The sequence below is a fragment of the Candidatus Methylomirabilota bacterium genome, assembly GCA_035764725.1.
Taxonomy (GTDB): domain Bacteria; phylum Methylomirabilota; class Methylomirabilia; order Rokubacteriales; family CSP1-6; genus DASRWT01.
This window is the reverse complement of record DASTYT010000124.1, coordinates 19,711-44,384: the sequence shown is the minus strand read 5'-3', so window position 1 is coordinate 44,384 and position 24,674 is coordinate 19,711. Positions and strand designations below refer to the sequence as shown.

The 24,674-nt window shown below is 69.1% G+C and carries 21 protein-coding genes; all 21 read left to right on the top strand.

Annotated elements, in window-relative coordinates; all coding sequences use genetic code 11:
• The first annotated feature begins 8 nt into the window (after positions 1–8).
• The 21 genes from VFX14_20465 to VFX14_20365 all read left to right on the top strand — a co-directional run bounded on the left by VFX14_20465 (position 9) and on the right by VFX14_20365 (position 24,673).
• Positions 9–1,025 carry an NAD-dependent epimerase/dehydratase family protein gene (locus tag VFX14_20465; protein HEU5192070.1) on the top strand — a complete coding sequence of 339 codons (1,017 nt, stop codon included), beginning with the start codon at positions 9–11 and terminating at the stop codon, positions 1,023–1,025.
• Positions 1,003–1,860, top strand: a complete 858-nt coding sequence (locus VFX14_20460; GenBank protein HEU5192069.1) for an XrtA system polysaccharide deacetylase — start codon at positions 1,003–1,005, stop codon at positions 1,858–1,860. Before VFX14_20465 ends, VFX14_20460 begins: the two co-directional genes overlap by 23 nt.
• A complete protein-coding gene (gene wecB / locus VFX14_20455; protein ID HEU5192068.1) occupies positions 1,857–2,948 on the top strand; it encodes a UDP-N-acetylglucosamine 2-epimerase (non-hydrolyzing) in 1,092 nt (363 codons plus the stop codon). The genes VFX14_20460 and wecB overlap by 4 nt, the downstream gene beginning before the upstream one ends.
• A gap of 23 nt (positions 2,949–2,971) precedes the next feature.
• Positions 2,972–3,994: a FemAB family XrtA/PEP-CTERM system-associated protein gene (locus VFX14_20450; GenBank protein HEU5192067.1), complete on the top strand. Its 1,023-nt coding sequence runs from the start codon at positions 2,972–2,974 to the stop codon at positions 3,992–3,994.
• Between the two features lie 98 nt (positions 3,995–4,092).
• On the top strand, positions 4,093–5,325 hold the full coding sequence (locus VFX14_20445) for a glycosyltransferase (GenBank protein HEU5192066.1): 1,233 nt from the start codon (positions 4,093–4,095) through the stop codon (positions 5,323–5,325).
• Positions 5,326–5,328: 3 nt separating this feature from the next.
• A complete protein-coding gene (locus VFX14_20440; GenBank protein ID HEU5192065.1) occupies positions 5,329–6,567 on the top strand; it encodes a TIGR03087 family PEP-CTERM/XrtA system glycosyltransferase in 1,239 nt (412 codons plus the stop codon).
• The gene (locus VFX14_20435) at positions 6,564–7,664 is read left to right on the top strand and encodes a GNAT family N-acetyltransferase (GenBank protein ID HEU5192064.1); all 1,101 of its coding nucleotides are present in this window, start codon (positions 6,564–6,566) and stop codon (positions 7,662–7,664) included. The genes VFX14_20440 and VFX14_20435 overlap by 4 nt, the downstream gene beginning before the upstream one ends.
• Positions 7,661–9,508: an asparagine synthase-related protein gene (locus VFX14_20430; GenBank protein HEU5192063.1), complete on the top strand. Its 1,848-nt coding sequence runs from the start codon at positions 7,661–7,663 to the stop codon at positions 9,506–9,508. Before VFX14_20435 ends, VFX14_20430 begins: the two co-directional genes overlap by 4 nt.
• Positions 9,505–10,518, top strand: coding sequence for a polysaccharide deacetylase family protein (locus VFX14_20425; protein HEU5192062.1), 1,014 nt, complete (start codon positions 9,505–9,507; stop codon positions 10,516–10,518). The genes VFX14_20430 and VFX14_20425 overlap by 4 nt, the downstream gene beginning before the upstream one ends.
• Before the next feature lie 21 nt (positions 10,519–10,539).
• The gene (gene glmS, locus VFX14_20420) at positions 10,540–12,378 is read left to right on the top strand and encodes a glutamine--fructose-6-phosphate transaminase (isomerizing) (GenBank protein ID HEU5192061.1); all 1,839 of its coding nucleotides are present in this window, start codon (positions 10,540–10,542) and stop codon (positions 12,376–12,378) included.
• Entirely contained in the window at positions 12,375–13,304 is a 930-nt protein-coding gene (locus VFX14_20415; protein ID HEU5192060.1) for a glycosyltransferase, read from the top strand. The genes glmS and VFX14_20415 overlap by 4 nt, the downstream gene beginning before the upstream one ends.
• Positions 13,301–14,269 (top strand): glycosyltransferase family A protein, encoded by a 969-nt coding sequence (locus VFX14_20410; GenBank protein HEU5192059.1) that lies wholly within the window; start codon positions 13,301–13,303, stop codon positions 14,267–14,269. The genes VFX14_20415 and VFX14_20410 overlap by 4 nt, the downstream gene beginning before the upstream one ends.
• 11 nt (positions 14,270–14,280) lie before the next feature.
• Positions 14,281–15,273 (top strand): glycosyltransferase family 2 protein, encoded by a 993-nt coding sequence (locus VFX14_20405; GenBank protein HEU5192058.1) that lies wholly within the window; start codon positions 14,281–14,283, stop codon positions 15,271–15,273.
• Positions 15,270–16,055, top strand: a complete 786-nt coding sequence (locus VFX14_20400; GenBank protein HEU5192057.1) for an ABC transporter permease — start codon at positions 15,270–15,272, stop codon at positions 16,053–16,055. Before VFX14_20405 ends, VFX14_20400 begins: the two co-directional genes overlap by 4 nt.
• An 8-nt stretch (positions 16,056–16,063) precedes the next feature.
• Positions 16,064–17,299 (top strand): ABC transporter ATP-binding protein, encoded by a 1,236-nt coding sequence (locus VFX14_20395; protein HEU5192056.1) that lies wholly within the window; start codon positions 16,064–16,066, stop codon positions 17,297–17,299.
• 23 nt (positions 17,300–17,322) lie between these two features.
• Positions 17,323–18,342, top strand: coding sequence for a glycosyltransferase (locus tag VFX14_20390; protein HEU5192055.1), 1,020 nt, complete (start codon positions 17,323–17,325; stop codon positions 18,340–18,342).
• Positions 18,342–20,249, top strand: coding sequence for an asparagine synthase-related protein (locus VFX14_20385; protein HEU5192054.1), 1,908 nt, complete (start codon positions 18,342–18,344; stop codon positions 20,247–20,249). Before VFX14_20390 ends, VFX14_20385 begins: the two co-directional genes overlap by 1 nt.
• Positions 20,246–21,448, top strand: coding sequence for a glycosyltransferase (locus VFX14_20380; protein ID HEU5192053.1), 1,203 nt, complete (start codon positions 20,246–20,248; stop codon positions 21,446–21,448). Before VFX14_20385 ends, VFX14_20380 begins: the two co-directional genes overlap by 4 nt.
• Positions 21,445–22,686: a glycosyltransferase gene (locus VFX14_20375; protein HEU5192052.1), complete on the top strand. Its 1,242-nt coding sequence runs from the start codon at positions 21,445–21,447 to the stop codon at positions 22,684–22,686. Before VFX14_20380 ends, VFX14_20375 begins: the two co-directional genes overlap by 4 nt.
• Positions 22,679–23,167 carry a hypothetical protein gene (locus tag VFX14_20370; protein ID HEU5192051.1) on the top strand — a complete coding sequence of 163 codons (489 nt, stop codon included), beginning with the start codon at positions 22,679–22,681 and terminating at the stop codon, positions 23,165–23,167. The genes VFX14_20375 and VFX14_20370 overlap by 8 nt, the downstream gene beginning before the upstream one ends.
• Positions 23,168–23,242: 75 nt before the next feature.
• A complete protein-coding gene (locus VFX14_20365) occupies positions 23,243–24,673 on the top strand; it encodes a putative O-glycosylation ligase, exosortase A system-associated (GenBank protein HEU5192050.1) in 1,431 nt (476 codons plus the stop codon).
• Position 24,674 lies beyond the last annotated feature (1 nt).

Genomic DNA, 24,674 nt, shown 5'->3' with positions numbered 1-24,674 from the left:
AGGTCGCCATGGCAATCGCTCTCGTGACTGGCGGTGCTGGGTTCATTGGCTCTCACCTCGTCGACTCCCTGCTGGAGCAGGGTGTCGATGTCCGGGTGCTCGATAATCTCTCTACGGGCTCCCTTCGCAATCTCCAGGCGGGTCCCGAGCGGGGGGCGGCTCCCGGACGTCCCGGCCGCCGGATCGAGCTGATCATCGGCGATGTCCGCGACGACAAGCTCGCCCGCAAGGCGATGCGGCACGTGGACTGCGTCTATCACCTCGCGGGGCTGCCGCCGGGCGCGGTGGCGGGCGGTCACGGCGAGGTCCACACCGTGAACGTGCAGGGCACCCTCAACGTGCTCCAGGCCGCGGCCACCGAGGGGGTGCGCCGCGTCGTCTTCGGGTCGTGCGCCTCGATCTACGGCAGCACCGAGAGCACCCCGATCGCGGAGGATCGGCCCGCTCTTCCCGTGTCCGTCTTCGGCGCCTCGAAGCTCGCCGCCGAGATCTACTGCCGCGCCTATCATGCCTCGCGCCACATCGAAACCGTCCTGATCCGCTACTTCAACGTGTACGGGCCGCGGCAGAACGCGGTGCTCCACGGCGCGTTCGTGCCCGCCCTCATCGAGACGCTCCGGCGGGGCCGCCGCCCGACGCTCGCCGGCGACGGCCGCGTCGCGCAGGACTTTCTCTTCGTCGACGACGCCGTCTCGGCGACCGTGGCGGCGGGCCAGCAGGCCCGCGCGGCAGGTCGCGCCGTCAACGTGGGCTCGGGACAGCTCGTGACCGCCCTGGAAGTCCTCGGCATCGTGAACCGACTCCTCCGGACCGACGCGGTGCCTCGCCAGGGCCGTCCGAGGCCGGAGCCCGCATCGCCCATTCGCGCCGACATCTCCGTGGCCGCCGATCTGCTCGGCTGGTCGCCCCGTGTCTCGGTGGTCAGTGGGCTGGCGCACACCGTGCAGTTCTTCGCCGAGGCGGAGCAGCACGAGGAGGGACTGCTCGCCGAAGTCGGAACGCATGAAGAACGCGCTGACTTTTGACGTCGAGGAGTATTTCCACGCGGAAGCCTTCGCCCGGGTGCTGCGGCCCGAGGAATGGCCCACGCTGGAAAGCCGGGTGACGCGCTCTACCGAGCGCCTCCTCGACATCCTCGACCGCGAGCGGGTCCGCGCCACCTTCTTCGTGCTGGGCTGGGTGGCGGAGCGCCATCCCGGCCTCGTACGGGAAATCGCCTCGCTCGGCCACGAGATCGCCTGTCACGGGTACGGACACCGGATGATCCAGCACCTCTCGCGCCCCGACTTCGAGCGTGATGTGACCCGGGCGAAGCGGGCGCTCGAGGACGCGGTGGGCCGTCCCGTGCTCGGCTACCGGGCGCCCACGTTCTCGATCATGCGCGCGACGCTCTGGAGCCTCGACGTCCTGATCGAGGCGGGCTTCCGCTACGACTCGAGCATCTTTCCCGTGGTGCACGACCGGTACGGCATCCCCGACGCTCCGCGCTTCCCGCACCGGCGGAAGGCCCCCAGCGGAGGCGAGATCACCGAGTTCCCGATGTCGACGATGACGGTGCTGGGCCGGCGCCTGCCGGTCGCGGGTGGGGGCTACTTCCGCCTCTTTCCCTATCGCGTGACCCGGCGGGCGATCGCCCGCATCAACGAGGAGCGTCAGCCGGCCATGGTGTATCTCCATCCGTGGGAGTTCGACCCCGACCAGCCCCGCCTCCCCGTCGGTCCGCTCACCCGCTTCCGGCATTTGGTGAACGTGGGGAAGACGGAGTCGCGGCTTCGCCGGCTGCTCGGCGAGGTCTCGTTCGCGCCGGCCTCCGAGGTGCTCGCGGAGACCGGGCTCCTCGCGATCGGAGACATCCGGTGAAGATCGTCGCCGTCGTGGGAGCGCGGCCGAACTTTGTCAAGATCGCGCCGCTGCTCGCCGAGCTGCGCCTGTATCCGGAGGCCGAGGTCACCCTGGTGCACACCGGCCAGCACTACGATCTCCAGATGTCGGCGTCGTTCTTTGCCAACCTGGAGATTCCCGCGCCCGACGTGAACCTGGAGGCGCGCGCGGACACCGCGGTGGGCCAGACCGCCGAGATCATGCGCAGGCTCGAGCCGGTGCTGCTGGAGCGGAAGCCCGACTGGGTGGTGGTGGTGGGGGACGTCACCTCCACCGTGGCGGCGGCGCTGACCGCGGTGCGCCTCGGCTTCCCCATCGCGCACGTCGAGGCCGGCCTCCGCAGCGGCGACCGCACCATGCCGGAGGAGATCAACCGGATCATCACCGACGCCATCTCGGACGCTTTGTTCACCACCGAGCCAGCGGGCAACGAGAACCTGGCGCGTGAGGGCGTGGACCCCCGCCGCGTGCACTTCGTGGGCAATGTGATGATCGACACCCTGTTCCGCTACCGCGAGCAGGCACGTGCGTCCGCCGTGCTGACCACCCTGGGCCTCGTCCCGGGCGGCTATGCCGCGCTCACGCTCCACCGGCCCAGCAATGTCGACACGCCCGACGCCCTCGGTCGCGTGATGGAGGCCATCGCCCGTGTGCAGGCGGAGATCCCCGTCGTCTTCCCCGTGCACCCGCGGACACGGGCGCGGCTCGAATCGCTGCGCGGTGGCCTCCCCGCGCACCCCGGCCTGCGGCTGATCGAGCCCCTGCCCTATCTCGACTTCGTGCAGCTGATGGCGAGCGCGCGCTGCGTGCTCACCGACTCGGGCGGTATTCAGGAAGAGACGACCGCCCTCTCCGTGCCGTGCATCACCCTTCGCGAGAATACCGAGCGTCCGATCACCACCCTCCGCGGCACCAACCGGATCGTCGGCGTGGACCCCGCCGCGATCTTTGCGGCGTGGCGCGACGTGGCGGGCGGGCGCTGGCCGGCCGGGGAGCTTCCCGAGCTGTGGGATGGCAAGGCGGCCGAGCGCATCGTGCGCGTCCTGCTCCACGGTCCGGCTCGCTGACCAGTCACGCAACGGGAGCTCACATGGAGATCCAAGGCCTCGTCGGGGACACGCCGGAGTGGGACGCGTTCGTCCGCACCAGCGCTGCCGGGAGCCCGTTTCACCTGCTCGCCTGGAAGCGCGCGGTGCAGACTGCGTTCGGGCTCAAGCCCCACTACCTCATGGCCACCCGCGGCGGCGGGATCGAGGGTGTGCTCCCGCTCTTCGAGGTTCGTGGGCTCCTGGGCGGCCGCGCCCTGATCTCCGTGCCGTACGCCGTGTACGGCGGGATCTGTGCGGAGGCGCCGGCGGTCCGGGACGCGCTGCTCGCCGCGGCGACGGAGCGCGCGCGTCGCGTGGGCGCGGGCTACGTCGAGCTACGGCACCGGAGCGGCCAGGAGATGGACCTTCCCACCAAGTCCCTCTATGTCACGTTCTCGCGGCCGATCTCGGCGTCCGAGGAGGAGAACCTCGAAGCGATTCCGCGCAAGCAGCGTCGGATGACCCGACAGGGGGCCAAATACGGCTTGCGCGTCGAGCTCGGGATGCAGCATCTCGACGCCTTCTACGAGATCTATGCCGCGAGCGTCCACAACCTGGGCTCGCCGGTGTTTCCCCGGCGGCTCTTCCACGCGCTGGTTACGGAGTTCGGCAAGGAGTGTGAGCTCCTGACCGTGTGGCGCAACGATCAGATGGTCTCCGGCGTCCTGACGCTGCTCTACGAGGACCAGGCCCTCCCCTACTACAGCGGGGCGCTGCGCGAGGGGCTCCAGTACGCGGTCAACGACTTCATGTACTGGGAGCTCATGTGTCACGTGGCGGGGGCCGGGTACCGGGTTTTCGACTTCGGTCGGAGCCGCGAGGGCACGGGGGCCTACAACTTCAAGCGGCACTGGGGCTTCGAGCCCCGCCCGCTCCCGTACCAGTACGCGCTGCTCGATGGCGCGACCATGCCGAACGTGAGCCCTTCGAACCCGAAGATGCATCTCGCCGTGGAGGCCTGGAAGCGCCTTCCCCTGGCTGTTGCGAAGCGGGTCGGCCCGTTCCTGACCCGGTTCTTGCCCTGAGGGGGTGGCACAGAACCTGCTCGAAGTGCTCATTTGACGCGTACTTAGCACAAAAGCTCCGAAAGTTGGGGGAGCGGAGACAGGGACCTCGACAAAATATGAAGATCCTGATGCTCGGCCGCTGGCTGCCGGTGTCGCGACGACGGGAGGATGCCACGCGAGAGGTGCGGCTCGCGCGGCAGCTCGCCCGCAGTCACCGGCTAACCCTGGCCTTCGTGACCGATGACCCCAATCCCGCCGGTGCGATCTCGGCCCTGCGGGCCGAGTTCGGGGACCTGGAGTTCGCGGTGGTGACGCGCGGCTGGAAGACGCTCTCCAGCGCGGTGAGTCTTGCCACCGGTAGCTCGGCGAGCATGGCCTACGCTCGCTCGGCCGCCCTCGCGGCTCGTCTTCGCGATCGCCTCCGCGTCGATGCCTATGACGCGATCTGCGTGACGTCGTCGAGCATGATCCAGTACGCGCTCGATGCCGATCCCGCCGTCCCCATCCTGATGGATTTCGCCGAGGTGGACTCGCGCTGGTGGCTACGACAGGCCGGTGAGCGATCCTTCCCCGGGGCGAACTTCTATCGCACGGAAGCGGCACGGCTTCGCCTCGCCGAGGTCGCGATCGCCCGGCGCGCCGCCCGCTCCGTCGTGTCGAGCGCCAGCGCCGCGCGGAGCGTCGACACGCCGGCGGGCTCGCCCCCGGTGGTGGTGCCGAGCGGGGTGGACGTGGATCACTTCATTCCGGCCCTCCGGATGCCCGGCACGCCGATCGTGCTGCTCCTGAGCCCGCTCGAGTCCGCCGCGGACGTCCAGGCGACGGCTGCCTTCTGCCGCGCGGCGGTGCCGGCCACGCGCCGGCGCTATCCCAGCACGCGCTTCGCCGTCGTCGGCCGCAACCTGCCGCTGTCGGCGCGCGATCTCGGGCGGATCCACGGCGTGGAGGTGCACGAGCACGTCGCCGACGTTCGTCCGCTCCTGCACCGGGCCGCCCTGGCGGTGGCGCCGTTTCCATCGGAAGTCAGCCCGCCCACCGCAATTCTCGAGGCGATGTGCGCGGGCCTGCCCGTCGTGACGGCCGCCGACACGGCCGACGATCTGGGTGCCCGGCCCGGGGCCGACCTCCTGGTCGCGCCCGCCGTGGACGCGTGCGGCGAGCCCATCGCCCAGCTCCTCGGCAATCCCACGCTGCGCGCCGAGATGGGTGGGCACGCGGCGGCGTTCGTCCGCGCCCGGTTCGCGTGGGACGTCACCACGGCGCGGCTGGTGGAGATGGTGGAAAGGGTGGCGCCCCTCCTGCCGTCGGCCGGCGCGACCGGCCGCACCGCGAGGGCGGACCTCGCCTGACCCATGCGCATTCTCATGCTCGCGCACCGCATCCCCTATCCCCCCCACACAGGGGACAAGGTGCGGGCCTATCGGGTCGCTCGACATCTCGCCACGCGCCACGAGCTGACGCTCGGGTTCGTCATCGACGACGCGGGCGATCGGTCGGGGCTAGAGGCCCTGCGCGAGTCGGTCGCGGATCTCGAGTGGGGCGGGCTCTGGAAGCCCGCGGCGCTGGCGCGTGGGGCCGCGGCGCTGGCGTTCGGCCGCTCGCTCAGCATCGCGTATTTCCACTCCCGCCGTCTGGCGCACCGCGTGCGGCGCCGGCTGGGCGGCGCCGGCTACGACGCGATCTACGTGTCGTCCTCGCCCATGGTGGAGTACGTGCGTGGCGCCGGCCTCCCCGTGATCATGGACTTCGTGGACGTGGACTCGGATAAGTGGACGCAGTACGCGACGGCCCAGCGCGCCCCGCGCTCGTGGGCGTACCGGTTGGAAGGTCGGCGGCTGCAGGCTTTCGAGGGGGAGGCGGTGCGGTGGGGGCACCGCTGCATTCTCGCCACCGCCGCCGAGGAAGCCCTCTTGCGGAGCTTCGCGCCCTGGGCCCGCACGGCGGTTATTCCCAACGGGGTGGACCTCGACGGCTACGCGGCGCCCGCGGATAGCCCGACCGTCATCTTCACCGGGGCGATGGACTATCTGCCGAACGTGGACGCGGTTGAGCACTTCTGCCGTGACATCTTCCCGACGGTGCGCCGCGCCATCTCCGACGCTCGCTTTCTCATCGTGGGCCTCAACCCGTCCCCGGGCGTCCGTCGCCTCGCCGAGCTTCCCGGCGTGACCGTCACTGGCGCGGTGCCTGATGTCCGCCCGTTCTATCGCCAGTCCGCGGTGTGCGTGGCGCCGCTGCGGATCGCGCGCGGGATCCAGAACAAGGTGCTCCAGTCGATGGCGCAGGGGGTGCCGGTGGTGGCGACCAGCGCCGCTGCGCGGGGGCTCGAGGCCCGGCCGCACGAGCATTTGCTCGTGGAGGACGACCCGGTACGCTTCGCCGCCGTCGTGGTCGGGCTTCTCGCAGATCGAGAGGGCCGCGGTCGCCTGGCCGAGCGTGCGCGCGACTTCGTCGAGCGCAAGCACGCGTGGCCCGCGCTGCTCGAGCGGGTCGAGGCGCTCGTGGTCGACGCTGCCGGCCATCGAGCCACCGGGTCGCCCGCGTGCTCCGCAGCGGGCGGCGCCTCGGGCATTGAGGCGCCCCAGCCGTGAGTCTGCGGATCCGGCGAGTGGAGACTGAGGCGGAGTTCCAATCGCTCGCAGGCGCGTGGGCCGATCTCGCGGAGCGCACCGGCCAGACGTCGCCGTTCCTCAGCCACGACTGGTTCGCCTGCTGCTGGCCCGCGGTGGGCCCGGCCCGCCGGCCCGAGGTGCTGCTGGTGGAGAATGGTGGCCAGCTTATGGCGGCGGTGCCGTTGATGCGGTGGAAGGAGCGGCAGCGCGGCATCCCGGTGCGGCGACTGGCCCTCCTCGAGTGCCCGGACACGCCCTACATCGACGTGCTGCTCGACGGGCCGGCCCGGCCGGTCGCCGCCGCCCTCATCGAGTACCTCGCGGCCCGGCGGGACTGGGACGTGACGAGCCTGCAGAAGCTGCCCGCCGCGTCGCCGATCGTCAAGGAGCTGGAGTCCGCGCTCCCGGGTCACTTCCCGTGGCGGCGCGCGGAGCGCTCGCTGTCGCCGTACGTGGCCATCGCAGGCGACTGGGAGGCATTCTGGAAGGGCACGAGCCAGCGGTTCAAGAAGACATGCCGCAACATCCAGAACCGGCTGGAGCGCGCGGGCGAAGTGCGCATCGAGGAGCACGTGACGGTCGACGCCGACGGCCCGCTCTTCGGTGAGATGCTGGAGTTGAGCCGCCGCAGCTGGAAGGGCGAACGCGGCGTGGCCATCGCGACCATGCCGAACATGCACGGCTTCTTCGTGGCCCTCACGCGCCGAGCGTCCGCGCGCGGTTGGCTCGCCCTGTGGACACTGCGGCTCGACGGCCGTCTCGTGGCCATGGAGTATCAGCTGCGCCATGCCGGCCGGGTCAACGCGCTCCGGGCCGACTTCGATCCCGCGCTTCGCGACGCGTCGCCGGGAAGCGCGCTCAACTTCGCCATCGCGCGGGCGCTCTTCGAACGCGGCGGCGTGCACGAGTACGACATGGGACCCGGGCTCAACGAGTACAAGATGCGCTGGGCTACCGGGACTCACGAGGGCGCGCACTTCATGATGTACCGACCCACCGCCTACGGCCGGTTGCTCCACATTCTCGATACCCGTGTTCGCCCCGCCGTTCGCCGGGCCCGGGACCGCTTCGCATGAGCTTCCTCGGCGGCGTCATCCATCGCGATCACGGCCAGCCCGTGACCGGCGCGTTGCTCCAAGCGATCGCCACGCGGGGCGGCGTTACGGCCGCTCCCCTCATGCTCACGTCGGGGAGCGTCGGCTTCGTTGCGGGCGCAGGCGGCAAGGCGCCAAAGCGCTATCAGACCGCCATCGCCGCCGCCGACCTGGATCTCGTCAACCTAGACGAGCTGCGGGCGCTCACCGGCCTGACGCCGGGATGCGAGGTGCTGGGGCGCCTCTACGAGCTGGAAGGCTGGCAGAGGCTGCTCCGTCACCTCCGCGGAGCCTTTGCGGCTGCACTCTGGGATCCCCGCCAGGACACGCTCTGGCTCGGCGTGGATCACTTCGGCATCAAACAGCTCTACTACGCGTCGACGCCCGACGGGCTGGCCTTCGCCTCGCGTCCGAGCGCGCTCCTCGCGATGCCCGGAGTGGCCGCGGAGGCGGATCCGCAGGTGGTCTATGACTACCTGAACGTCCGCGTGGTCGCCGCGCCGGCGTCGATCTGGAAGGGCGTGCGCCGCTTGCCGCCCGGTCATGTCTTGACGGTTCGCGCGGGCGCCGTCGCGGTCGAGCCGTACTGGGATCTCGCGTACCCCGAGCAGCGAATCGGGCTCCGCGAGGCGATGGCGGCGACGGCCCGCCACGTCGAAGAGGCGGTGGGCGCCGCGCTCGAGGGTGGACCCGCCAAGGAAACGGGCGCCTTCCTGTCCGGGGGCACCGACAGCAGCACCGTGCTCGGCTATATGGCGAAGCTCACCGGCGAGCGGGTGCCGGCGTTTTCCATCGGCTTCCAGGAGGAACGGTTCGACGAGCTTCATTACGCGGACGTCGCGGCCCGGCACTTCAACGCCGGCCACGAGAAGCACATCGTGACCGCGGACGAGGCACTGGCCTCGATGGGCGCGATCGTCGACGCCTACGATGAGCCGTTCGGCAACAACTCCGCCCTCGGCACCTACCTCTGCGCCCGCCTTGCCAGCGATCATGGCGTGCGCCGGCTGCTGGCAGGCGACGGTGGCGACGAGATTTTCGGAGGCAACGAGCGGTATGCCAGCGATCGCGTGTTCTCCCGCTATCAGCGGTTCCCCGCGTTCGCCCGCCGAGGTCTGATCGAGCCGCTCCTGCGCGCGCTGCCCGATGCCGGGGTCTTTGGGAAGGCTCGCCGGTACGTTCGCCGCGCCAGTCTCTCCACCCCCCGCCGGCTCTACTCTTACTCCTTCTTCATGGCGCAGGAAGGCCGGGAGTTCCTCGCGCCGGACCTCGTCGCTGCGGTGAATCCCGAGGGTCCGTGGCGCATCGTCGAGGGGCACTTCGACGGGGCCCAGGCATCCAGTGAGCTGAACCGCATCATGTACATGGACATCAAGGTGACCCTAGGCGACAACGACCTCGTCAAGGTGACGCGCACCGCCGAGCGGGCCGGGATCGACGTCCGGTTCCCGTTCCTCGACCGGCCGCTGGTCGAGTTCACGGCCACCCTTCCGGCCGACTTCAAGGTGCGAGGCCTGGAGAAGCGTTACCTGTTCAAACGGGCCTTCCGCTCCTTGCTGCCCGCGGAGATCCTGGGGAAGCGGAAGCACGGCTTCGGCATCCCCACAAGCGATTGGCTGAAGTCGCACGGAGGCTTTCGTGACCTGGCCCGCGAGAGCCTGCTCTCGCCGTGGGCGCGCGGACTCGGCTACTTCCGGCCCGGAGCGATCGAACGACTTTTCGCGCTGCACGAGGCCGATGTGACGCCGTACTACGGCGATCAGGTCTGGACGGTGTTGATGCTGCACCTCTGGCATCGCCACCATCTCGAGGGGCGCGCGCTATGACCCCTTCCCGCAGGCTCTCGCTCGTGCGCCTGGCCGCGGCGGGCCTGCACCACTCGGGCGCGCTCGCGCCGCTCACCCGTGCCGTGGGCCATGTGCGCCGGACGCCGGCGTTCCCGATTCTCAGCTATCACCGGGTCAACGACGACGCGGACCCGTTTTTCAGGGCGCTGCCCACGGCGGTGTTCGAGCGCCAGATGCGTCACGTCGCGCGCAACTATCGCGTGCTGCCCGTCGAGGAGCTGGTGGAGCGGTTGGAGCGGGGCGGCCTGCCGCGCAACGCGCTCGCCATCACGTTCGACGACGGCTACCGCGACAATCTCACCCACGCCGCACCGATTTTGTCGCGGCTCGGGCTGCCCGCCACAATCTTTCTGGCCACGGGCTTCGTCGGAACCGCCGAGGTGCCGTGGTTTGACCGACTCGCCCATGGGCTCAAGAGGAGCGTGGCGACGTCGGTGGGCACTCCTTGGGGCGAATATTTCGACCTCGCGGACGTGCCGGCCCGCCTCTGCGCCATGGGCCGCGCGCTGGAGCATCTCAAGCGCGTGCCCGACGAGGAGCGGCACCGGCAGCTGGAAGCCCTCCTCGTGGCGCTCGGTGTCACCGACCAGCGTTCGTTCAAGAATCTGATGCTGTCCTGGGACGACGTGCACGCGCTTCGCGGCCTCGGCTTCACCGTCGGAGCGCATACCGTCAACCACCCGATCCTGTCGCGGGTGAGCCCCCAGCGCGCGTGGACAGAGATCCTCGGCGCCCGGACCATGATCGAGTCCGCTTGCGGCACCGCCCCTCGCGCCTTCGCGTATCCCAACGGAGGCGCCGAGGATTATACCGAGACGGTCAAGCGACTCGTGCGTGAGGCTGGGTTCACCTGCGCGGTGACGACCCGCTTCGGCCTCAATACCCCGAAGACCAATCCCTGGGAGCTGCGCCGCGGCGGACCGTGGGAGCACCACCTGCCCACGTTCGCCCTCAAGCTCGCGTGGTACCGATTGGCGCAACGCGACTAGGGCACGGAGACCCCCCAACCCATGTGCGGAATCATCGGATACGTCGGAGAGTTGGACGCCACGGAGGTCATCCTCGACGGGCTCAAGCGCCTTGAGTACCGGGGCTATGACTCTGCCGGGCTCGCCGTGCTGGATGGTAGCGGGATTCTGGTCCGCCGTAGCCCCGGCAAGATCGGAAACCTCGAAGCGCGTCTCCGACAGGAGCCCGCCGCGGGCTCGACCGGGCTGGGGCATACCCGCTGGGCCACCCATGGGCGTCCGTCCGAGGCGAACGCGCATCCCCACGCCGACTGCACGGGCGGGCTGGTGGTCGTCCACAACGGCATCATCGAGAACTACGCCGAGATCAAGGCTCGGCTCCTCGCCGACGGGCACACGTTCCGTTCCGAGACCGACACCGAGGTCATCGCACACCTTCTCGAGGGTCGGCTCCGATCCGGCCTCGACCTGCGGGAGGCCTGCCGGGCCGCCCTCGCCGAGCTCCGAGGAGCCTACGCGGTCGCGGTCCTCTCGCGCGCGCATCCGCACGAGATCGTCGCGGCCAAGCTGGGGGCAGGCAGCGTAGTGGTGGGGCTCGGCACTGGCGAGGCCTATCTCGCCTCCGACATCCCGGCCATCCTTCCGTACACGAGGGACGTGGTCATTCTCGAGGATGGCGAGCTCGCGCGCGTCACACGCACCGGTGCCGAGCTCATGACCCGGGACGGCCGCCGTGTCGAGCGGGCGCCCACGCGGATCGACTGGGACGCCGCGATGGCGCAGAAGGGCGGCTATCGCCACTTCATGCTCAAGGAGATTCACGAGCAACCCCGGGCGGTGGCCGACTCGCTGCGGGGCCGTCTCTTCGTCGACGGCTCGGTGGTGTCCTTGCCCGAAGCCCGCCTGGACGCGGGCGTCTCCAACCGTCTCGAGCGCGTCATCGTCGTCGCGTGCGGCACCTCGTACCATGCCGCATTGGTGGGTCGCTTCATGGTAGAGCGCATGGCCGGGCTCCCCGCCGAGGTGGATGTCGCCTCCGAGTTCCGCTATCGAGACCTCGTGCTCGATCATCGGACGCTCGTGATCGCCATCTCGCAGTCGGGCGAGACCGCGGACACCTTGGGCGCGGTCAGGGCGGCGCGAGCTCGCCAGGCGCCGGTGCTCGCCATCACGAACGTCGTGGGCTCCGCCATCGCCCGCGAGTCCAGCGGCGTGGTCTACACCCAGGCCGGGCCGGAGATCGGGGTCGCGTCGACCAAGACCTTCACGACCACCATCGCCGCCTGCTATCTGGTCGCGCTGGCTCTCGGTGAGCAGCGCGGGTATCTTTCGGGCGCCGACGCGCGCAAGCGCGCGGAGGAGATCCTGGAGGCGCCGCGCCTCATCGAGGACGCGCTCACGGTTGATCGTGAGGTCGCGGCGCTGGCGCAGGACCTGGTCCGCTATCCAAATGTCCTCTATCTCGGGCGCGGGCTGCACTATCCCCTCGCGCTCGAGGGCGCGCTCAAGCTCAAGGAGATCTCCTACATCCACGCCGAGGGCTACGCCGCCGGTGAAATGAAGCACGGGCCGATTGCCCTCATCGATGAGAACATGCCGGTGGTGGCCCTGGTGCCCCGTGACGCCACGTACGAGCGGATGATGGGCAATCTCCAGGAGGTGCGCGCCCGCGACGGCCGCGTGATCGCGATCTGCCATCCCGGCGACCACGAGGTGGGCCGCATCGCAGCCGCAACCGTGACGATGCCGGCCGCGCCCGATCTGATCGCTCCCATGGTCTCCGCGGTGCCGCTGCAACTCCTCGCCTACCACGTGGCCGCGCTGCGAGGGCTCGACGTCGATCAGCCCCGCAACCTGGCCAAGAGCGTCACGGTGGAATGATCAGCGTTCTCATCCCCACCCATCAGCGGGCCGGGCTTCTTGATCGCGCGCTGACCGCGCTGGGTCGGCAACGCCTTCCGTCCGGGCTGGAATGGGAGATCGTCGTCGCCAACAACAACTGCACCGACGACACGCCCGAGGTGGTGCGCCGGCACGCCCAGACCGCCCCGCGAGGCGTACGCCAGGTCCTCGAGACCCGGCCGGGCGCGAACTACGCGCGCAACGCGGCGCTCGGCGCGGCCAAGGGCGAGGTGTTCGCGTGCATCGACGACGATATCGAGCCCGACGAGGGGTGGTTGGCCACGGCCCTGGTCACGCTTGACCGCGAGAAGGCCGATATGGTGGGGGGACGCATCCTTCCCCGCTGGGAGGTGCCGCCACCGCCATGGCTCCTCGACAACCACGAGTTCTACGACTACCTCGGCTTGATGGCGGTAGAGACATCGAAGCGGCTGAGCCTGCCGTTCAGGGACCGTCCCAAGATCTGGGGCGGGAACATGATCTTCCGTCGCTCGACGGTGGATCGGGTCGGCGCGTTCAGCGTGGACGTGGGGCGAACCTCCGAGCGATTGTTCAGCGGCGACGAGAGTGACTTCATCCGGCGTGTCCTGGAGGCCGGCGGCGTCGTCTTCTATGACCCCGCCATCTTCGTGCGTCACTACGTGCCCCGCGAGCGCATGCGCCAGTCGTACTTCTGGCGCTGGATCTACGGATACGCGCAGGGCCGAGTGGCGTTCCTCCCCGAGCCGACGGGCCGGCGGCTGTTCGGCCTGCCGCGCTGGATGTATCCGCGGCTCGCGCACCACGGTCTCCAGTTCGCAATGGCGCCGCGCTCGCTGCGGCGCCAGATCGACTTCTTTTGGGAGCTGGGGCTGTTCATGGGGTGGTACCGGCGGCGCTACCCGAAGCGGAGCGCGGGCCGATGATCTCCGTTCTCATTGCCACCCGAAACCGCGGGCCCGAGCTCGAGGCGCAGCTGCGCTCACTCGAGGCCGTGCAAGCGCCAGAGGGAGGCTGGGAGCTGATCGTGATCGATAACGGCTCGTCCGATGCCACGCCGACCCTGCTCGGGCGCGTGGCTGACCAAGGGAGGCTACCCCTCCGGCCTATCTGCGAGCCGCGCCGCGGCAAGTCGCGGGCGCTGAACCTCGGCCTGCTGGCGGCGCGCGGCGAGCTCCTGGCCTTCACGGACGACGACGCCGTGGTCCAGCCCCAATGGCTCCGCGCATTCCAGCGCGCCGCCGCCGAGCATCCCGAGGCCATCGGTTTCGCGGGACGTGCGCCCGCCCTCGGGGACTCCCCGCCGGTCGGGCACGGTATCGTGAACTACGAGCACGGGGACGCCGACTTCGAGATCAAGCCCTTTCAGACTCCGCCGCTCGGCGTGAACTTCGCGTTCCGTCGGCGAGCCTTCGAACGCTACGGCCTCTTCCGAGAGGATCTCGGGCCCGGGAGCGCGGTGCAACGCGCGGAGGACACCGAATTCGTTCGCCGGCTCTGGTTGGGGGGCGAGCGCCTCTGGTACGTCGCTCAGGCCGTGGTGCAGAACCCTGTCCACCAGGAGCGGCTGTCGCGGCGATTCTCCCTGCGCTGGACCTTCTGGGTCGGCCGGAGTAACGCCCGGATGACCGGCCGCCCTAGGGGGGTGCCGACGGTCGCGGGGGTGCCCCGCTACCTCTACGGTACCCTGCTCCGCGGCGCGGGCAAGGTCGCCTTGTCAACGCTTCGGTTCGGTCGGGGCCTCGATTTCGCCATCGCCCGGCGCCTCGCGTACGATCTGGGGCTCGCATATGAGTTCTGGACCTTGCCACGCAATTTCGATCCGCGCGCCCTGGTCCCGCCGCTCAGCCCGGCGCGCGATCCGGCCGATCCGGTCCCCGGGGCGCGCTGATGGATCCACTCGTGAGCGTCGTCGTGACCTTTCACAATCAGGCCTCTTTCGTGGCCCCCGCGATAGAAACGGTGCTCGGCCAAGGCTATCCGAACCTGGAGACCATCGTGGTCGACGATGGCTCAACCGATGACACACGGCGGCGCTGCATGGCCTTCGGTGACCGCGTCCGCCTGATCGCGCGCGCGAACGGCGGCGCCTCCGCCGCCCGCAACTCCGGAATCACTGAGGCGCGCGGCGAATATGTGGCCCACCTGGATGGCGACGACCTGTGGCATCCCGACAAGATCGCCCGCCAGGTGGAGGTCGCCAGGCGCTTCCCGGAGGCCGGCATGATCGTCGCCAACGGGCACATGTTCGGCGAGGGCATGCCGACGATCCCCGGCCTCATCTGGGGCGATATCGGCAGGCGGCTTGCGGCGACGTCCGAGCCTGCGATACTCCTCGAACCCTACCGGGCCCTCATCCGGAGGCACTGTTTCAACACGCCCTCGCAGATGATGATTCCCGCGTCGGTGTACCGGGCAGTGGGGGCATGGGATGAGCGAATCAAGATGGTGGCGGATGTGGAACTGGCCCTGCGCATCGCCGCGCGCTATCCGGCGGCCTTCATGCGCGGCGACCTCGTAGGGTACCGGCTGCTGGAAGGGAGCCTCTCCGGGCCGTACCATTCGCGGCAGTTCGCCTGGGCGCTGGACACCTTTGGGGTCATGCGGAAGCACGCGCGCATCGCGCCGCCGACGATGCGCCCCGCGCTCGAGGCGCGCATGGCCGGCGATGCCAACGACTTCGCACGCGACGCGTACTACCTAGGCCGTCGCGGCCGCTTGGCGTGGGCGCTCCGGTACCAGCTTCGCCTTCTCGCCGCAAGCCGCCGGGCGCACCGTGTGCTGCCCTATCTCGCCGCCCTTCTCCTGCCTGAGCGCCTCGTGTCGACGGTCGCGCGCCGCTTCCGAGGCGTCAGGCGACCGGGCGACCCGGGATTCACCCTGGAGACCAAATGACGCCGAATCCCCTGCGGGAGCTCGCGCAGTACTCCTACTTGATCTTGAGCTTCGCCCGGCGGGACATCCGGGCGCGCTACAAACAGACCGCCCTGGGCGCGGCGTGGGCGGTGCTCCAGCCGCTGTCGCTCATGGTGATCTTCACGCTGGTTTTCGATCGGGTCGCGCGCATTCCCACAGGCGGCACGCCATATCCCCTCTTCTCCTACAGTGCGCTGATCTTCTGGTCCTACTTCTCGACGACCGTCTCGCAGGGCTCCCTGTCGATGACGGCCAACTCGAACCTCGTCCGCAAGATCTACTTTCCCCGGGAGACGCTGCTCCTCGCCGTCATGCTCTCGGCGAGTCTCGACCTCGCCATCGCCTGCGTCATGCTGGGCGCGCTCATGGTCATCTACAAGGCGACGGTGACATGGACGCTGCTGTGGGTGCCGGTCCTTCTCGGAGTGCAGGTCCTGTTCACCTTCGCCCTGATCTGCCTCACCTCCGCGGTGCACGTCTACTTCCGGGACATCGGACACGCCCTCACCCTGGGACTCCAGCTCTGGATGTTCGCGACCCCGGTGGCCTACCCGCTGGCGGTCGTGCCGGAGAACCTCCAGGAGCTGTACATGCTCAATCCCATGGCGACCATCATCGATGGCTATCGGGGCGCGATCCTCTACGGTCGGACCCCGGACCTGGCGCGGCTCGGGATGGTGCTCATCTTCGTCCTCGCGCTCCTCGGTGTGACCTACACCTCATTCAAGCACGCCGAGCGCACGTTCGCGGACGTGATCTAGGAGCCGACGTGAGTGACATCGTCCTCGGATTCGACCAGGTCTCCAAGCGCTATCGGCTCCGCCGGGGCTGGCACTTTCTATCGCTTGGCGAGGCCATCGGCCGGGTCCGCCGCCGCGTGCGTCATACAGAAGAAACGTCGCCCGACTTCTTCTGGGCTCTGCGAGACGTGAACTTCCAGATCCGACGGGGCGAATCGGTGGGCCTCATTGGATCGAATGGAGCGGGCAAGAGCACGACGCTGAAGATCTTGTCGCGGGTGACGGTGCCCACGAAGGGAGGATTCTCCGCGGTGGGCAAGATCGGTGCGCTCATCGAGGTCGGCGCGGGATTCCACTTCGATCTCACGGGTCGGGAGAACGTGTTCCTCAACGGCGCCATCATGGGAATGACCCGGGCAGAGGTCGAGGAGAAGTTCGAGCGTATCGTCTCCTTCGCGGAGATCGAGCGCTTCATCGACACTCCGATCAAGTACTACTCGTCGGGCATGGCGGTGCGGCTGGGCTTTGCCGTGGCCGCGCATATCAACCCGGACATCCTGCTCGTGGACGAGGTGCTCGCGGTGGGTGACGCCGCCTTCCAGGCGAAATGCCTGAACAAGCTCGCGGAGCTACGCGAGCAGGACAAGACGATCATCCTGGTCAGCCACAACATGACCAACATCGTCCAGCACTGCGACCGCGTCATCTGGATGGACCGGGGCACGGTGCGGGCGCAGGGTGAGCCCGAGGCCATCGTCGAACAGTACCTGCAGGCGGTGCAGCCTCAGAGAGCTGGCACCGGGGGAACCCCGACTCTCGATGCCACCGCGCCGATCCGTATCGGCGCGATCGTGGTACGGAACCACCGGAGCGATCCGGGGGAGCCACTCGTCTACGGCGCCCGAGCCACCATCGACGTGGAGTACGAGGTGATGGCTCCGGTGAGCGATCCCGTGATTGGGATCACCTTCGAGAACGTCAACGGGCATGCACTCGGCGGCCTGACCTCTCGACTGGGCGGGGTGAAGCTCGACCTCACGCATCGCACCGGCGTGGTTCGCCTCGTTCTCGACCCGGTGATTTTCACGCGCGGCATGTACAAGGTCACGGTGTCCGTCCTCGACGAGCGGATCCAGCGCTTCTACGATTTTCGGTCGCACGCGATGTCGTTCAGCGTGGACGGGCCCAGCCTCGCCACCCGGGAGGTGAGCGGCCACGTGGTCTACCCCCATCACTGGGAGTCGAACGGGAGTCGACCCTCGTGAGTGGCGGTTCACCGGAGGGGGACGTGACCGCAGGCGACGACATCGACGCCATGGACGTGAGTGTGGTGATCAGCACGTACAACCGGGCTTCCCTGCTCGCGACCTGCCTCGAGGCGCTCGCCGCTCAGCGGGTGGCCGAGACCACGCGATGGGAGGTCATCGTCGTGGACAACAATTCCAGCGACCGCACGCCCGCGGTGGTGGCGAAGGCGTCGGCGGGGACGTCGACGCGTGTCCGGTATCTCTTCGAGGGCCGGCAGGGGGTGGCGTTCGGGCGCAACACCGGCGTCGACCATGCCCGTGGACGGCTTGTCGCCTTCACCGACGACGACGTGGTGCCCCCCGAGGACTGGATCCAGACGCTGGTCGACCTCTTCCAGGAGCACGAGGCCGACGTCTTGGGCGGCCGGGTGATGCCCCGCTGGGCGGCGCCGGTCCCTCCCTGGGTCACGCGGTGGCTCGAGGAGCGACAGTATCGCCACACGCACCTCGGAATCCTCGCCCACGGCGAGCCAGCGCGCATCCGCTGCGACATGAGTTATCCCCCGATCTGGACCGCGAATGCCGCCATCGCTCGGCATGCCTTCCTCGAGCTCGGGGGCTTCGATACGCGGTTCGGGCGTATCAAGGACAAGCTCTACGGCGGCGAGGACACCGACCTCGTACGCCGGGCGGTCGCGCGCGGGCTCCGAGTCTTCTACGACCCGCGCTTGACGGTCTGGCATCGCATTCCCGCGGAACGCATGACCCGACGCCATTTCCGGCGCCTACGCTTCGAGGACGCCGAGGGCGAGGGGCTCCGCGTGGCGCCGCCCGCGCGGCGGGCTCTGCTGCGCGTGCGCTGGTACACCTATCGACGGGTAGCGTGGAACTTCGGCGCGTGGCTCTGCGCGGCCGGCCTGCGTCGGCGCGACGCCTTCGCCCGCGAGCTGGCGCTGCACAGTGCGCTCGGTCAGTTCTGGGGTGAGCTCAGGGCGGGCTGGCGCCGCCGCCAGCCGGACCCGAAGTCCGCGGCCGAGAACTCGCGGGGGGAGAAGGCCTGATGGCGGGCCTCGTCGGCTTGTTCGTGTCTGGCCCGGTGAGCGCGGAAGATCGTGCGGCGGTGCTGTCGGCCGCCCGCGGTCTCGACTACTCGGGCGACGGTCGGGTCGACCTCTGGTGCGAAGGCCCGCTCTGCGTGGCCCGCGTGCACCTCCCCTTCGATCCGCCTCCCGCGCCCACCTTGCACCCCGCGCGTGCCACCGTCCTCTTGCTCCATGGCCGGCTCTTGCCTGCGCCCGACACGGGCGCCGCGGCTTCCGCCGAGGCCGCGCTTGCGCTCCACGAGCGTGAGGGCCTGGCCGCCTTCGCCCGGCTCAACGGTCGATTCAACGCGATCGTGCACGACGGGCGGGAGCATCGTCTGCTCGTCGTGAATGACCGCTGCGCCTCCCATCCCCTCTTCTATCGGGCGGGGGGAGGCCGTGTGGCGTTCGGCAGCCAGGTCCGCGCAGTGGCAGAGCTGAGCGGTGCGTCGCCGCGCCTCGATGTCTCGTCGATCCGCCAGTTCCTGGTCTTCCAGACGATCCTGACGGAGGGCACCTTCCTCGAGGGCGTGCGGACGCTGCCGCCCGCCGCGGCGCTCTGCTGCGACGACGGCCAGGTGTCCGTGCGCCGCTACTGGGAGCTCCGCTATCAGGAGGACGCGGGCGTGTCCGAGGCGGAGCATGTCGAAGCGCTGGCCGACGCGCTGCGTGGCGCGATTCGCCGGGGCACCGACGGTGGACGCGGCACCGCGGTGCTGCTCAGCGGCGGCCTGGACTCGCGCGCGATCGTCGCGGTGGCGCGGCCCAACCTGGCCGTTACACTCGGCGACTGGGAGAACGCCGAGCTGGGCGTGGCGCGGACGATCGCCCGCGAGCGGGGACTGCCCCAGCTCTTTGTGCGCCGGTCTCCGGACTTCTACGAGCATCTGCTGGACCTGGGCACCGCGCTGGGCGACGGCGCCTACCGATTCGACAACGCCCACTTCGCGGCACTGCGCGGTGCGCTGCCCGTGCATGTCACCGAGCTCCTGAGCGGCTACGGCTTCGACCTCCTCCTCAAGGGTGAAACGCTGCCCGCCCGTCGCCTGCGTCTGGGCGGCTGGTCCCTCAACCGCCACGCTCTGCTCGAGATCGACCCGGCGATCTCTCGCGACGCGCTGACGGAGATCGCCCTCCAGACGACGGGCAACAGCCTGTGGGGCCACCCCGCCACTCGCCGGCTCGTGCCCGCGGGTAGCCGACAGGCCTTCGACGACGACGTGCGCGCCGTCGTGGGAGGGCTCCTCGAGCGAGCGCGCGACCATGCCCCCACCCCGGCTCAGCGCTGCGAGTACCTCCGCATGAACATGATGGCGACCCGCTTCGGCGCGTTCCTCAACGTGCTCAGCATCCGCCACTTCTATCGTGACTGTACGGTGGCCCTCGACAACGAGATCCTCGACCAGCACCTTCGCATCCCGCCTCGGCTCCGCCTGGACGCGCGGGTCTACAAAGGGGCGCTCGGGCGGCTGGATGCCCGGCTCGCCCGGATTCCGGACGCGAATACCGGGTTCGCCCCCGGCACCCACTACCTCGTGGAGTACCTGGGCCAGCGCGCCGAGGGGGCGTTGCGTCGTCTCGGACTGCGGCGGGAGTCCCCGCCGCCCGACCCTGCCTACACGCAGGGCTCCTGGCCTAACATGGGCGAGTTGATCCGGCGACGCCCCGCGCTCAGCACGCGGCTCGCCGAAACCTTCGCGGACGACGCCGCGGTACCGGGCGACCTCTTTGACGCGCCGTATCTTCAGGGGCTGCTCGCCGACCATCTCGCTCGCCGAGTCAACGCCACCTGGCCGCTGCTGGTGGTGGCCACGTTGTCGACCTGGCTACGCGACACCCTCTCCGGCCGCCACCCCCGCTTCGCCCCGGAAGCAGCGTCGGCGTGAAGATCGCGGTCATCCTCGGCGGGTTTCCTAAGCTGTCGGAAACGTTCATCCTCCGCCAGTTGACGGGGTTGGCCGATCTTGGCCACGAGATCGACATCTACGCACGGCGCAATCCCCGCGAGGCATCGGTGCAGCCCGACGTGCACCGGTACGGGTTCCTCGCGCGTACGCGCTACTACGACCTGCCCGCGGGCCGGCTCGCGCGGCTCGGGCGCGCGCTCCGGGTCTTCGCCGCCGCCTTTCCGCGGCATCCCGGTGCCATGCTCCGTTGTCTCAACCTGGCGCGGTACGGCAGCGCCTACGCGGTGCTCAACAATGTGCTGTTCGCCGCCCCGTTCCTCGACCGGCGCTATGATGTCATTTACTGCTTCTGGGGCGGTAACGGGATGGACTTCATCGTGCTCAAGGATCTCTTTCCGGGCACGCGCTTCGTGAACCGGTTCGGCGGCGACGATTACGACCTAGGTGACGAGCTTGGGGTGGCCGTCCTCGCCCTCCTGCGGAATCGTGCGGACGCGTTCATCGTGCAGACGGACTGCTACGGCCGCGCAACCCTCCGCCGCTATGGCTTCGACGACGCCAAGATTGTCACGTACCGGCACGTGATCGGGGTGGGTGATATCCCATTCCGCGAGCGCCGCTTCGATCCCGAGCGGCTGCGCATCGTCACGGTGGCGCGCCTCGTCGAGAAGAAGGGGCTCGAGCACGGAATCCGCGCGGTGGCCGGTCTGCAGGGGCGGAACCCGCACTTGCGGGTGGAGTACCGAATCATCGGCGATGGGCCCCTGTCGGGGCGGCTCGCCGAGCTGATTCGCGAGCTGAAGGTGGGCGATACCGTGGAGTTGCTCGGCGCTCGGACCACGCCCGAGGTGATGCACTGGCTCGACGAGTCCGATCTCTTCCTCTTGCCCAGTCTGATGGAGCAGGCGGGTTACGTGCTGCTCGAGGCCCAGGCCACGGGCCTCCCCGTCGTCGCCACTCGGGTTGGCGGGGTGCCCGAGATGGTGCGGGAAGGGCGCTCCGCCGTTCTCGTCCAGCCCGGCGACGTCGCCGCTCTTGCCGCGGCCCTTCAGGGGATGCTCGACCGCGCGGCCGAATGGCCGGCCATGGGGCGTGAGGGACGCGCGCACGTCGAGCAGCAGCACGACGTCGAGCGCCTGAAGCCACGCCTGGCCGAGATTCTGCGAGGAGGGCCATGACCGCTGCGCGACCCGTTCCACTCGCCCTCGTCGAGGCGAGCATCGGCCTCGCCGGCTCCACGATGAGTCTTTGCACGCTCGTCAAGCGAATCGACCGCGAGCGCTTCGCCCCGCACGTGATCGTGGCGCGGCCCGAGCAGGAGGCGTATCTCCGCGCTCGACTCGATCCCGCGATTCCCATCGTCCGCATCGTGCCCCGGAAAGGCATCAAGGACGGTGCGTGGGCGGGCCGCGGGCGGCTGCTCCGGCGGCTGGCCGCGCTAGCCGACCTCGCGTGGGTGACGCTGCCCTACGCGCTCGCACTGCGGCGCGTCTTCCGCCACCGCGGAATACGGCTCGTCCATCACAACAACGGCTTCGACGTCGCGACGGTGCTGATTTGCTGGCTGCTGGGGCTGCCGCTCGTGGCTTATCAGCGCGGCAAGGAGTGGCACTCGGCGCTCGTCCGTCGCCTCGCACCCCTGGCTTCACGGTACGTCGCCAACTCCGAGGCGACCCGCGAGGATCTCCTTGCGCTCGGCATCATGCCGGATCGGGTGAGCGTGATCTACCCGCCGGTGGACCTCGGTGATTTCGGCGGCCCCGCCGGCGACGAGCTTCCTGAGAAGCCGGACGGCGTCCCCCACTTCGGTATCGTCGGACAGCTCCAGGAGTGGAAGGGGCAGACGGTATTTCTCCGCGCAGCGCGCCGCGTGCTCGAGCGACGACCGACGGCCCGCGCCGTGGTCATCGGCGATGCGCCCCACGGTGGCGAAGCGTACGCCGAGGAGCTTCGCTCGCTGGCCCGATCGCTCGGCATTGCGGACCGTGTCGTCTTTACCGGTTTCGTGCAGGACGTCCCGAACGCGCTCCGGCAGCTCGACGTCGTCGTCCACGCGAGCATTTACCCTGAGCCCTTCGGCCGCGTCATCGTCGAGGCTATGCTGGTAGGACGTCCGGTCGTCGCGACCGACGCCGGGGGGCCCCGCGAGATCATCGAGTCCGGCCGCACGGGGTTCCTGGTCCCTCCCCGCGACGACGCGGCCATGGCCGAGATCATCGACCGACTTCTCGACGACACGCGGCTCGCCGCCGACATCGTGGAGGCGGCCCGGCGGGAGGCCACGCGGCGCTTCTCGGCCGACGAGCATGCGCAGATGGTGCAATCGATCTACGACAGCGTCCTGGCCGCCGCCGGCGTGCCCGCGCAGGAGCCGAGTCCGTCGGCCGCTGTCGCGAAAGGGGACCAACATGGCTAGAGGTCACTGGATCGCGCTGACCCTGCCGCTCGCCCTCGCCGCGCTTTTCTTCGCGTCGACGCCTGGCGAAGCGCAGAAGACCACCCTGCCCGAGTACTACAACAAGGTCAGCTCCGACCCCAAGGTCATCGTGAGCCAGATCCAGATGGGCTTGGAGCTCGAGAAGAAAGCACTCGCTGCATTCGAGGCAGCCGGTCCCGCCGATGATCTGACGGAGGCGCATCTGACGGCCAGCAATGCCTACGTGGCCATTCGCGCCGCGCGGGATGGGCTCTTCGGCCTCAAGGGCCGCAAAAAGCTCGCGGACCCTGTACTCCTCCTTGCGTACGAGAAGACCAATGCCGCCTGGAACCGCTCCCGCGGCCCCGTCGACCACATGCCCCCGATGGGCAACCTCCGCGCCGGATACCTTAGCACCTCGATTCGACAGATGAATGAGGTCATCGCCTGGCTCGAGCAGGTGCTTCTCATGTGGCCCTGAGGCGGCAATCCATGGCACGGCGTTTGCTAGTTTTGATGGGCACTTAACAGGAATGGACCAGGCTAGGGGAACAGCGTGAGCTACCGGGATGTCATCGTTGCGGCGGCGATTTTGGGCTCGCTGCCATTTTGCTTCCTTCGTCCCTGGATTGGCGTGCTCGTGTGGTCATGGATCGGCTACATGAATCCCCATCGCCTCACCTGGGACTTTGCGTACAGTCAGCCCTGGGCCTTGATGGTCGCGCTCGCCACCCTGTCTGGGCTGGTGCTGCTCGCGGGCAAGGAGCGCCGGCCCCTACCCCGTACCCTTTCGGTCTACCTCCTCGTCACCCTGTGGGCGATCTTCGTGCTCTCGACATTCGGCGCGCTCCAGCCGACGGACGCCTGGGATCAACTCGATAAAGTCTCCAAGATCTTGCTCATCACGTTTGTGACTATGACGCTCTTCCGCGACGTGGAGCGCGTCCGAATACTCCTCTACGTGATCGCATTGTCGATCGGCTTCTTCGGTCTCAAGGGCGGCATCTGGGCCATCGGGACGGGCGGGGCCAACAAGGTGCTCGGGCCGCCCGAGAGCTTCATCGCGGGCAACACCGAGATCGGCATGGCCCTCGTCATGGTGATCCCGCTCCTGCTGCTCCTGAGCCGCCATGAGCCCCGCTACTGGGCACGCACGGGGCTACGGGTGGTGATGGGCTTCAGCGTTGTCGCCGTGCTCTTCACGTATTCCCGGGGCGCCGTGCTCGGGCTGGCGGTGATCATGCCCCTCATGTTCCTCAAGAGCAAGATGCGGCTGCTCATCATACCCCTTGCGATCGTCGCCGCGCTGTTCGGCCAGGCGATCGCCGAGTCCGTGTTCCCGGACCAGTGGCTCCTCCGCATGGGCACCGTGCAGACGTACGAGCGGGACAAATCGGCCAACATGCGGCTGAACTCCTGGCTCGTGTCGTACCGCCTTGCCAAGGACTATCCGATCTTCGGGGCAGGGTTTCGTCCGTTCTCACCGGCGGTGTACCTCACCTACTCCCCGGACGAGAAGTGGAATACCGTGCAGGACGCCCACAGCATCTACTTCCAGGTCATGGCCGAGCACGGATTCCTCGGCTTCGCTCTCTACATGGGCGTGATCGTCAGCAGCCTCGTCGCCCTTCGCCGCATCATGTCCCAGACCCGCCGGAGGCCCGCCCTCAAGCTGCACCACGACATGGCGCAGATGATCGAGGTCAGCCTTCTCGGCTTTCTGATCGTGGGCGCGTTCCTGAGCATGTCGTACTTCGACCTATTCTTCCACCTCATCGCCATCACCGCGCTCTTGAAGGTCCTCGTGGCGGAGGCGCTGGCTCAGGAGCACGCGGCGCCGGCGGCGCCCGTGGTCGTACCGGGCCGCGTGCCGCCTCGGGGCCCCGTGCGGGTACCTCCTCGGGGCCCCGCGCTACCTGCACCCGCTTCCGCCCCGTCGCGCGCGCTACCGCTCTCGCGGCCGCGGCCTGCCCCGCCGAGGGCCTGAC

Bases quoted from the DNA above. Each gene is read 5' to 3' on its own strand.
- VFX14_20430 (HEU5192063.1), top strand. From the start codon at position 7,661: ATGAGCTTCCTCGGCGGCGTCATCCATCGCGATCACGGCCAGCCCGTG.
- VFX14_20400 (HEU5192057.1), top strand. From the start codon at position 15,270: ATGACGCCGAATCCCCTGCGGGAGCTCGCGCAGTACTCCTACTTGATC.
- VFX14_20415 (HEU5192060.1), top strand. From the start codon at position 12,375: ATGATCAGCGTTCTCATCCCCACCCATCAGCGGGCCGGGCTTCTTGAT.
- VFX14_20425 (HEU5192062.1), top strand. From the start codon at position 9,505: ATGACCCCTTCCCGCAGGCTCTCGCTCGTGCGCCTGGCCGCGGCGGGC.
- VFX14_20410 (HEU5192059.1), top strand. From the start codon at position 13,301: ATGATCTCCGTTCTCATTGCCACCCGAAACCGCGGGCCCGAGCTCGAG.
- VFX14_20370 (HEU5192051.1), top strand. From the start codon at position 22,679: ATGGCTAGAGGTCACTGGATCGCGCTGACCCTGCCGCTCGCCCTCGCC.
- VFX14_20375 (HEU5192052.1), top strand. From the start codon at position 21,445: ATGACCGCTGCGCGACCCGTTCCACTCGCCCTCGTCGAGGCGAGCATC.
- VFX14_20450 (HEU5192067.1), top strand. From the start codon at position 2,972: ATGGAGATCCAAGGCCTCGTCGGGGACACGCCGGAGTGGGACGCGTTC.
- VFX14_20440 (HEU5192065.1), top strand. From the start codon at position 5,329: ATGCGCATTCTCATGCTCGCGCACCGCATCCCCTATCCCCCCCACACA.
- VFX14_20460 (HEU5192069.1), top strand. From the start codon at position 1,003: ATGAAGAACGCGCTGACTTTTGACGTCGAGGAGTATTTCCACGCGGAA.
- VFX14_20385 (HEU5192054.1), top strand. From the start codon at position 18,342: ATGGCGGGCCTCGTCGGCTTGTTCGTGTCTGGCCCGGTGAGCGCGGAA.
- glmS (HEU5192061.1), top strand. From the start codon at position 10,540: ATGTGCGGAATCATCGGATACGTCGGAGAGTTGGACGCCACGGAGGTC.
- VFX14_20465 (HEU5192070.1), top strand. From the start codon at position 9: ATGGCAATCGCTCTCGTGACTGGCGGTGCTGGGTTCATTGGCTCTCAC.
- VFX14_20445 (HEU5192066.1), top strand. From the start codon at position 4,093: ATGAAGATCCTGATGCTCGGCCGCTGGCTGCCGGTGTCGCGACGACGG.